This window comes from Synechococcus sp. R6-5 (assembly GCF_047461775.1).
GTDB lineage: Bacteria > Cyanobacteriota > Cyanobacteriia > Thermostichales > Thermostichaceae > Thermostichus.
Genome location: NZ_JANSHV010000042.1, coordinates 1 through 8,670 on the forward strand (window position 1 = coordinate 1; position 8,670 = coordinate 8,670).

Below are 8,670 nucleotides of genomic sequence, written 5' to 3' on the forward strand. Positions count from 1 at the left end.
AGCTTATCATTGACTAGAGTCATGCTCCCCCGCTGACTTCTCTCTACGCCAATTATTCTTCCGTGAAATCGGCTTCCACCACCCCTGAAGCAGAGCTGGGATCAGGGCTGGCAGCCGCAGTGGGTGCCGGAGCCGGTCGCGATGCCTGGGGCACTTGCACAATTTGGGGAGTAAAGATGAATAGGTTGTACACCGTGTTGCGGCGGATGTTGTCCATCATCTCCAGGAACAGCTCGTAGCCCTCGTTCTTGTACTCGATCAGGGGATCCTTCTGACCGTAGCCTCGCAGGCCCACAGCTTCCCGCAGCGCCTCCATCTGCTGCAGGTGTTCCCGCCAGAGGGTGTCCACCTGTTGCAACAGGAAAAAGCGCTCTGCCTTGCGCATCAAACCGGGCTCAAAGGTATCCAGAAAAGCCTCTTTGGCCTCATAGGCCAGTTCTGCCTGCTTGATCAGGTAGTCCAAGATCTGCTCGTAGGAGAGATCCCGCAGATCCTCAACCTTGAGGTTCTGCTTCAAGAGCGGCACAAACTCCTGCATCTTGGCAGTCAGCTTGTCGATTTCCCACTCTTCCGGGGGCAGCTCTGGGTTGACATGCGCTCGCACGATCTCGCCGACGGTTTTGCGCACGTAGTCGAGGATCTTGGTCTTGAGGTTCTCCCCCTCCAAGATGCGCCGCCGCTCTGAGTAGATGGCCCGCCGCTGGTTGTTCATCACCTCGTCATACTCGAACACCTGCTTGCGCATGTCGAAGTAGTACACTTCCACTTTTCTCTGCGCGTTCTCCAGGCTGCTGCTGAGCAGCGGGTGCTCGATGGGCATGTCCTCTTCCAACCGGAGCGTGTCCATGAGCTTGGCTACCCACTCGCCACCGAAAATCTTGAGCAGGTTGTCTTCCAAGCTGAGGAAAAACCGCGAGGAGCCGGGATCCCCTTGTCGCCCGGCGCGGCCCCGCAGCTGGTTGTCGATACGGCGGGATTCATGGCGCTCCGTACCGATCACATGCAGGCCCCCCAGCCTCACCACCTCTTCGTGCTCGGCCTCAGTAATTTTTTCGTACTCGGCTTTGATGCTGTTGTAAACCTCCCGCAGTTGCAAAATTAGCGGATCCTGCACCGGCGCTTTCTCGGAAGCTACTGCGATGAGATCCTCCACCACCAGCTCTGGCAGACGGTTCAGCCCATACTTGGTCACGGCTGCTGCCACCACTTCGTCTAAAGCTTGGTTGGTGCGGGCCGACAGCTCACAGGGGTAAAAATTGGGGGAGACCACCGTCCAGGATTTTTTCGGCTTGGGTGCTGTCCCACCAAATCCCTGGCCACCCCCCCGTCCCACCATCTGAACGGATCCCAAGGGGTTGTCGGCGTCCAATTGAGCCAGCTTGGGCATCAGCCGTTCCCGCAGCTTGAGGCGGGCCATGTACTCCGCATTGCCTCCCAAGATGATGTCCGTGCCTCGACCGGCCATGTTGGTAGCAATGGTTACAGCGCCTTTTCGCCCCGCCTGGGCAATGATCTCCGCCTCCCGCTCCACGTTTTCTGGCTTGGCGTTGAGGAGGTTGTGGGGGATCCCCATTTCCTTGAGCATGGCCGAGAGGCGTTCGGATTTTTCCACGCTGGTGGTGCCCACAAGGACGGGGCGCCCCTGGGCGTGCATGTGGGCAATTTCCTCGGCAACCGCTTGCCACTTGCCCCTTTCGGTCTTGTACACCAAGTCGGGGGCATCTTTGCGGCGGATGGGTCGGTTGGTGGGGATCACCGTAACTTCCAGGTTGTAGGTTTTGCCGAACTCGGCCTCCTCGGTGCGGGCCGTGCCCGTCATGCCAGAGAGCTTGGGATAGAGCAGAAAAAGGTTTTGGTAGGTGATGGTGGCCAGGGTTTGGCTCTCGCTTTGAATCGGCACCCCCTCTTTGGCCTCCACCGCCTGGTGCAGCCCATCAGACCAGCGGCGGCCGGGGAGCACCCGCCCGGTGAACTCGTCCACGATCACCACCTCTTGATTGCGGACGATGTAGTGGACATCCTTGATGAAGAGCTCTTTGGCCTTCACCGCGTTAAAGACAAAGTGCGCCCAGGGATCCTTGGGATCAAACAGGTCAGAGACCCCCAGCAACCGCTCGGCGGCTTCAAACCCCTCGTCGGTAAGGATGACGTTGCGGGCTTTTTCATCCACCTCATAGTGTTCATCTCGGATCAGCTCCCGCGCCACCTGGGCTGCCCGCAGATATTTTTCGGAGGGGCGAGCCACCTGACCGGAGATGATCAGGGGAGTGCGGGCCTCGTCGATAAGGATTGAGTCCACCTCGTCGATGATGCAGTAGTTAAAGGGCCGTTGCATCACCTCTTTGATATCGGTGGCCATGTTGTCCCGCAGGTAGTCGAAGCCCAGCTCGCTGTTGGTGCAGTAGGTAATGTCGCAGTTGTAGCTGCGGCGCTTTTCTTCGGGCGACATGCCCTCTTGCACTAGACCGACCGTCAGGCCCAAGAAACGGTGCACCTGCCCCATCCACTCCGAGTCCCGACGGGCCAAGTAGCCGTTGACGGTAACGATGTGAACCCCCTTCCCAGTCAGGCCGTTCAAGTAGGCAGGCAGGGTGGCGACCAGGGTTTTGCCCTCGCCGGTTTTCATTTCGGCAATCTGGCCTTCGTGCAGCACCATGCCGCCGATGAGCTGTACGTCGTAATGGCGCAAGTTCAAAACTCGCTTGGCGGCCTCCCGCACCACGGCAAACGCCTCCGGCAAGAGATCGTCCAGAGATTCTCCTCTGTCCAAGCGCTGGCGAAACTCTGTGGTCTTGGCCTTGAGCTCCGCATCCGAAAGAGAGGCGATCTCGATCTCCAGCGAGTTGATCAACTTGACGACAGGACGGTACTGCCGGATCTTCCGATCGTTAGGATCCCCAAGGAGCTTTTGTAGGGTTTGGAGCATGGGCAAGCCTAGGCCGATGAAGAACATTGATTAATGATGCGATCTTACCATTTTGACTTGGCCGGCCAGGGAGAGGTGGGCCCAGATGAGCTGAGAGGAGAACACCAAAGCCAACCAAAGCCATCAGAATGGATGAGGAGAGCCGGCAGTTACTTGCAGTCCGCGGCAAGAAAATGTCACTCTAGGGAGGCGAAGGGATCCCGACCAAACCGTACTCTGCCGAGGCTCATGAATTTTTTGGGTGTTGGACTGCCGGAAATGTTGGTCATCTTTGCGGTGGCTCTCTTGGTTTTTGGGCCCCGCAAACTGCCGGAGATCGGTCGCACGCTGGCCAAAACCCTGCGCAGCCTGCAGGATGCTTCCAGAGAGTTCGAGGCGCAACTGAACAAAGAGGCCCAAGAGCTGGAAAAAGCCACCCGCGGGACAACGGCTGCTGCCACTCCCAAGGCTTCCCGAACAGCAGTCACCGAGTCAGTTGCCGATACGCCCCCCCCAGAGACGGATCCCGTCCCATCCGTAGCCGACGACGCTCAAACCGCAGACGCTGCTTAGTCTATGCCCCGCTTTAACCCCCTTTGCTTCGGCCTGGAAATCACGCGCTTGTTCGAGCAAGGGCAGTCCTACTTCGCTCCTGCCAAGGTGGAGACCTGGCTGCGGCAACATGGTCAGAACCCGTCCGACTATGAGATCTCGTTTCACCAGGAACTGCCCCCTGCCGGCTCTTCTGCGGCGATGTGGATTCGCATCGACCTAAAGCGTTGGGATGGCCAGCCGGTGGATCCCTGGCTATTGGAAGAGATCAACCGGGTAGATTGAGAATGGATTGCTCTTGGGGAGAGCCAGTCCCCACAAAGTTGAGGCTGTTGTCTACCGATGCCCAGTGCCACCCTGTTGGTATCTTGCCCTGATCAAAAAGGGCTGGTAGCCAAGCTCTCCAGCTTCATCTACAGCTACGGCGGCAACATCATTCACGCCGATCACCATACGGATCCCGAGGCAGGACTGTTCTTGAGCCGCATCGAGTGGGACTTGGAGGGCTTCCAACTGGAGCGAGGGGAAATTGTCCCCGCCTTTTCGGGTATTGCCCGTGGGATCCAAGCCAACTGGGAACTGCATTTTTCCGACACTCGCCGTCGCATTGCGTTGTGGGCCAGCAAGCAAAGCCACTGCCTTTTGGATCTGATCTGGCGGCAAAGGGCGGGAGAACTGCCCGCCGAGATCCCCTTGATCATCAGCAATCACCCCGACCTGGAATCGGTGGCCCGCTCCTTCGGTATCGATTACTACCACATCCCCGTTTCTCCAGAGGGCAAAGCCGCAGCCGAAGCCCGTCAGCTCGCTCTCCTGCAGGAATATCGAATTGACCTGGTGGTGTTGGCCAAGTACATGCAGGTCTTGAGTGGGTCGCTGCTCCGCCAAGCCCCGCCGGTCATCAACATTCACCATTCCACCCTGCCCGCCTTTGCCGGAGCCAACCCCTACCACCGCGCCCATCAACGGGGGGTGAAGATCATCGGCGCGACTGCCCACTATGCCACCGAAGATCTGGACGAAGGGCCGATCATCGAGCAAGACGTGGTGCGGGTCAGTCACCGCGATACCGTTGCCGACCTCGTCCGCAAAGGCCGCGACATGGAACGCCTAGTCCTGGCACGGGCAGTGCGGTATCACCTGGAGAATCGGGTGCTGGTGTACCACAACAAAACGGTGGTGTTTGCCTGATCAGCCCGCGGGCGCAGCGTCGCTCAACGGGATCCCTTTCTGGTTTCGTAGGAGAGCCAAGATCTCGTCCTTCACCTCTTGGAAGGAAGAAGTGCGCTTGAGACTGTAGTCGCGCCGGCTGGGGAAATCAACTCGGATCTCCCGTTTCACCCGCCCAGGATGGGACGTGAGTACATAGATGCGCTGGGCCAGAAAGACGGCCTCTTCCACATCGTGGGTAATCATCAAAATTGAGGTGCGCGTGCGCTGCCAGAGATCCAGCAAAAACTCCTGCATCGTCTCCTTGGTTTGCACGTCCAAAGCGCCAAAAGGCTCATCCATCAGCAAAATCTTCGGTTGGGCCGCCAGAGCTCGGGCAATGGCCACCCGCTGCTGCATACCGCCCGAAAGTTGCCTGGGCAGGGCCTTAGCAAAACGCTCTAGACCGACGATATCTGACGATATCTGGGGAGAAGAAGTCATAAGCCCTGAAGTTCAGGTAACTGTGCAGCCAGCTTGAGAACAGCTGTTCGCTGGCCCAGATTCTGGAGTCGGGTTGAGATAAGCAGCAAATAGTTAAGTTGGCTACAGAATCCCCTGACTTGTTGCTTAGGTCTGCTTTGAATCTTGGGTCTTCTTTGAGATTTATAGGATCCCTCAATACTCGAAGGTCATGGGCGGGAAGCGGGAAGGGCGGGATCTGAGCTGGGCCGGTTCAGAGGGGGGAGCGGGATCCCGGAAGGCTTTTGCCTCCTGCTGAAGGTGCTGCATGGCCTGCTCGATTTCCTGGAGTCGCGCGTGGATTTGCCCTTGCCGCTCTCGAATAAACTCTAGCTCTTGGTTGAGCCGCTGCTTTTCCACGGTGAGCTGCTGCATTTCGGCATAGAGGGCGGATTCGGTTTGGCGGCGAGGGATCGAGCGCAGCTTGGGGCGAGGTCGAGTTCGGGGCACACGGGGCAAGCTCATAAGGGGGGATCCCGGAAAACGGCTTGCGCCTATCCTAGCGTGCTCTTGGCGGCCCTTCTATTCCTAGGTAGGATCCATTCGTCCGGTGTGGAAAACAGCGATGGTGGAAACTGGAGCAGACCTGTTGCAACGCTACGGCAGCGGTGAGCGGGACTTCAGCAACAGCCAACTGGCCGGAGCTGATCTGGCCGGGGCCGACTTGGCCGGGATCGACTTGGGGGGATCCATTCTCCGCCAGGCAAAGCTGGCCTCTGCCAACCTGGAGCGGGCCTACCTGAGCGGCGCCGACCTCAGCCAAGCGGATCTGCAGGGATCCAACCTGCGGCTGGCCAACCTAGAGAAAGCCAAGCTGCAGGGATCCCGATTGCAGGGAGCCAACTTGCGTGGGGCCAACCTGGCGGAAGCGGACTTGAGCGAAGCCGATCTCAGCCAAGCGGACCTGGCAGGGGCCAATCTCACCGGGGCCAACTTGAGAGGAGCCCTTCTTGCCCAGTGCAAACTCAAGCTGGCCAACCTGCGAGGGGCTTGCTACGACGCCACCACTCAGATGGAAGCGGATATCACTCCAGCAGAGCTGGGCATGGTTCAAGCCTAGAGGGGGAAATGGGGCTAGTCCTCCGGCTCCAAGTCCAGGATCTCCTGGATCTCAGCATCGGTATAGCCCACCGCCCGCAACTTCTCCGATACCGTCTGAATCTCCCCTGGAGACAAATCCTGCTGCCGTACCCGATCCCAGAGATTGGCCACAATCTGCAGCAGCAAACCGCTGCTCTCCGCCTCAAACAGCTCAAAAGCCGTGGCTAGCTCAATGGCCTGCAACACCTCCTCGGCACTGCCAATCGGCTGATCGAGGGATCGTTCCTCCAGCTCCACCAGCAACTGGCGCAGTTGGTTCAGGCCATCCCCAAGAGCAGACATACAGCAGGCTCCACAACGGCACTCGAACCCTCACCCTAGCAGACCCCTATCATTCCGCAAAAGGAATCCCGCCAATTCTGCGGCAGCTACAGCTATTCTGATTAAGAGAGCGATTCAACTGCAATCGAGGCGATTGTCGAGTCAGCATAGACAATCAACAACACCCAAACAACACCGAGAGGAGATGCATGAGTATGGCCCCAGTGAACGTCCTGCCCAATACCCCCCAGCCTTTAGCCGATGAGGGTGGCACCACCTTGGACTATGGCAGCGCGGTTTACCGGCAGGCCTACTCTCGCATCAACGGCATTGTGATCGAAGGGGAACAAGAAGCCCACGACAACTACCTCAAGCTGGCCGAGATGTTGCCGGAAGGGGCAGAGGAGCTGCACAAGCTGGCCAAGATGGAATTGCGGCACATGAAAGGCTTTCAATCCTGCGGCAAAAACCTGCAGGTAGAGCCGGATAGGGAGTTTGCCCGCACTTTCTTCACCCCTTTGCGCAACAATTTCCAAAAAGCGGCAGCAGCCGGAGACCTAGTTACCTGCTTGGTCATTCAGTCGCTGATCATCGAATGCTTTGCCATTGCCGCCTACAACATTTACATCCCCGTCGCCGATGAGTTTGCCCGCAAGATCACCGAGGGGGTGGTCAAGGATGAATATCTGCACCTCAATTTTGGAGAGCGCTGGCTAGGGGAGCATTTTGGCGAGGTCAAAGGGCAGATCGAAGCGGCCAACGCCCAGAACCTGCCCTTGGTCTGGCAGATGCTGCAGCAGGTGGACCAGGATGTAGAAGCCATCTATATGGATCGCGAGGCCATCGTCGAGGATTTTATGATTGCCTATGGAGAGGCGCTGGCCAACATCGGCTTCAGCACCCGCGAGGTGATGCGCCTCTCAGCCCAGGGTTTGCGGGCAGCATGACCCACCTCAGCATTCATCCTCTGCCGGCGGACTGCAGTTCTAGGCTGGCTACAGGCGGGTATGGACATGTTTTGATGGGATCCATCAGTTATCCAAGCGGGTAAACCTTTATGTTCGGCCTGATTGGGCACTTGACCAGCCTGGCCCATGCGAAGCGGGTGGCAGACAAGCTGGGTTATTCCGAATATGCGGAGAGCGACCTGGAGTTCTGGTGCATGGCTCCCCCTCAGGTGGTGGACGAGATCATGGTAACCAGCATCACCGGCCAAAAGATTTATGGGCAGTACGTCGAATCCTGTTTCTTGCCGGAGATGTTGGCGGGGGGACGGGTGAAGGCCGCCTGTCGGAAAGTGTTGAATGCGATGGCTCTGGCCCAGCGGCGCGGCTTGAACATTACTGCTTTGGGGGGATTTAGCAGCATCATTTTTGAGACTTTTCGCCTCGACAGTCTCCGGCGAGTCCGCAACATTGACTTGGAGATCCAACGCTTTACCACCGGCAATACCCACACGGCCTACATCATCTGTCAGCAACTGCAGTTGGCGGCCCAGCGCTACGCCATGGACTTGGCAGCCGCTACGGTTGCGGTGGTGGGGGCGACCGGAGATATCGGCAGCGCCATTTGTCAATGGTTGGTGGCCCACACTCACTTGGGCAAATTGTTGCTCATCGCCCGAGAGCGACGGCGTCTGGAGGAATTGCAGGCCAAGCTCAAGCAGGGGGAGATCTCTTCGCTGGAAGAGGCCCTGCCCCGCGCTGACTTTATCGTTTGGGTGGCCAGCATGAGCCAAGGCATGGCCCTCGATCCCCAAGTTTTGCCGGATCCCTGTGTCATCATCGACGGTGGCTACCCAAAGAACATCGCCTCCAGCTTGCAGCGAAAGGGACTCTACGTCATTGACGGGGGGATGGTGGAGCACTCTTTGGATATTGAATGGAACATCATGCAGTTTTTGAATGTGGCCAACCCGGCCCGTCAGCTTTTTGCCTGCTTTGCTGAATCCATGCTGCTGGAGTTTGAGGGGCTGTACACCAATTTCAGTTGGGGCCGTAATTTGATCACCCTTGAGAAATTGGATCTGATCGGGCAGCTTTCCCGCAAGCATGGGTTCCGCCCCCTCATGCCCGAAGCCTAATTGAGATTCAAAATGAAGAAAGCCTCAGCCCCAGCAGAGGTGCTGGCCCTGGTCAGGTCAATCACCAATCGAGTAAACTACCCGACACCAACCGCTA

General features: G+C 58.0%; 9 protein-coding genes and 1 pseudogene. 6 read left to right on the forward strand and 4 right to left on the reverse strand.

The features are described from left to right. Window positions 1-52: 52 nt before the first annotated feature. Entirely contained in the window at window positions 53-2,926 is a 2,874-nt protein-coding gene (gene secA, locus NW818_RS02230) for a preprotein translocase subunit SecA (protein ID WP_414423727.1), read from the reverse strand. Between the two features lie 228 nt (window positions 2,927-3,154). Between secA and NW818_RS02235 the strand changes: the two genes are divergently transcribed. Genes NW818_RS02235 through purU form a run of 3 tightly spaced genes read left to right on the forward strand, consistent with a single transcriptional unit; the run spans window position 3,155 to window position 4,648 of the window. Then, window positions 3,155-3,478 carry a TatA/E family twin arginine-targeting protein translocase gene (locus NW818_RS02235; RefSeq protein ID WP_414351361.1) on the forward strand — a complete coding sequence of 108 codons (324 nt, stop codon included), beginning with the start codon at window positions 3,155-3,157 and terminating at the stop codon, window positions 3,476-3,478. A 3-nt stretch (window positions 3,479-3,481) separates the two neighbouring features. Next, window positions 3,482-3,742 (forward strand): hypothetical protein, encoded by a 261-nt coding sequence (locus NW818_RS02240; protein ID WP_414423726.1) that lies wholly within the window; start codon window positions 3,482-3,484, stop codon window positions 3,740-3,742. 57 nt (window positions 3,743-3,799) lie between these two features. Next, entirely contained in the window at window positions 3,800-4,648 is an 849-nt protein-coding gene (gene purU, locus NW818_RS02245; protein ID WP_414343735.1) for a formyltetrahydrofolate deformylase, read from the forward strand. Here the strand turns inward: purU and NW818_RS02250 are convergent. Together NW818_RS02250 and NW818_RS02255 are read right to left on the reverse strand one after the other, a co-directional pair. After that, a pseudogene (locus NW818_RS02250) lies at window positions 4,649-5,083 on the reverse strand (ABC transporter ATP-binding protein); the annotation flags it as partial. Between the two features lie 201 nt (window positions 5,084-5,284). After that, window positions 5,285-5,593, reverse strand: a complete 309-nt coding sequence (locus NW818_RS02255; RefSeq protein WP_414330861.1) for a gas vesicle protein GvpV — start codon at window positions 5,591-5,593, stop codon at window positions 5,285-5,287. Between the two features lie 100 nt (window positions 5,594-5,693). On the opposite strand from NW818_RS02255, the gene NW818_RS02260 reads away from it, so the two are divergent. Further along, complete coding sequence (locus tag NW818_RS02260) at window positions 5,694-6,188, forward strand: pentapeptide repeat-containing protein (RefSeq protein WP_414351367.1); 495 nt, start codon at window positions 5,694-5,696, stop codon at window positions 6,186-6,188. A 14-nt stretch (window positions 6,189-6,202) separates the two neighbouring features. Here the strand turns inward: NW818_RS02260 and NW818_RS02265 are convergent, their stop codons facing one another. Beyond that, on the reverse strand, window positions 6,203-6,511 hold the full coding sequence (locus NW818_RS02265) for a hypothetical protein (RefSeq protein WP_414330858.1): 309 nt from the start codon (window positions 6,509-6,511) through the stop codon (window positions 6,203-6,205). Window positions 6,512-6,705: 194 nt separating this feature from the next. Here NW818_RS02265 and NW818_RS02270 point away from each other — a divergent pair, with 194 nt between their 5' ends. Together NW818_RS02270 and NW818_RS02275 are read left to right on the forward strand one after the other, a co-directional pair. Next, complete coding sequence (locus NW818_RS02270) at window positions 6,706-7,437, forward strand: aldehyde oxygenase (deformylating) (protein ID WP_414351420.1); 732 nt, start codon at window positions 6,706-6,708, stop codon at window positions 7,435-7,437. 110 nt (window positions 7,438-7,547) lie between these two features. Beyond that, window positions 7,548-8,573: a long-chain acyl-[acyl-carrier-protein] reductase gene (locus NW818_RS02275; RefSeq protein WP_414416476.1), complete on the forward strand. Its 1,026-nt coding sequence runs from the start codon at window positions 7,548-7,550 to the stop codon at window positions 8,571-8,573. The last annotated feature ends 97 nt before the right edge of the window (window positions 8,574-8,670 follow it).

Bases quoted from the DNA above. Each gene is read 5' to 3' on its own strand.
- secA (WP_414423727.1), bottom strand. From the start codon at position 2,926: ATGCTCCAAACCCTACAAAAGCTCCTTGGGGATCCTAACGATCGGAAG.
- NW818_RS02235 (WP_414351361.1), top strand. From the start codon at position 3,155: ATGAATTTTTTGGGTGTTGGACTGCCGGAAATGTTGGTCATCTTTGCG.
- NW818_RS02240 (WP_414423726.1), top strand. From the start codon at position 3,482: ATGCCCCGCTTTAACCCCCTTTGCTTCGGCCTGGAAATCACGCGCTTG.
- purU (WP_414343735.1), top strand. From the start codon at position 3,800: ATGCCCAGTGCCACCCTGTTGGTATCTTGCCCTGATCAAAAAGGGCTG.
- NW818_RS02255 (WP_414330861.1), bottom strand. From the start codon at position 5,593: ATGAGCTTGCCCCGTGTGCCCCGAACTCGACCTCGCCCCAAGCTGCGC.
- NW818_RS02260 (WP_414351367.1), top strand. From the start codon at position 5,694: ATGGTGGAAACTGGAGCAGACCTGTTGCAACGCTACGGCAGCGGTGAG.
- NW818_RS02265 (WP_414330858.1), bottom strand. From the start codon at position 6,511: ATGTCTGCTCTTGGGGATGGCCTGAACCAACTGCGCCAGTTGCTGGTG.
- NW818_RS02270 (WP_414351420.1), top strand. From the start codon at position 6,706: ATGGCCCCAGTGAACGTCCTGCCCAATACCCCCCAGCCTTTAGCCGAT.
- NW818_RS02275 (WP_414416476.1), top strand. From the start codon at position 7,548: ATGTTCGGCCTGATTGGGCACTTGACCAGCCTGGCCCATGCGAAGCGG.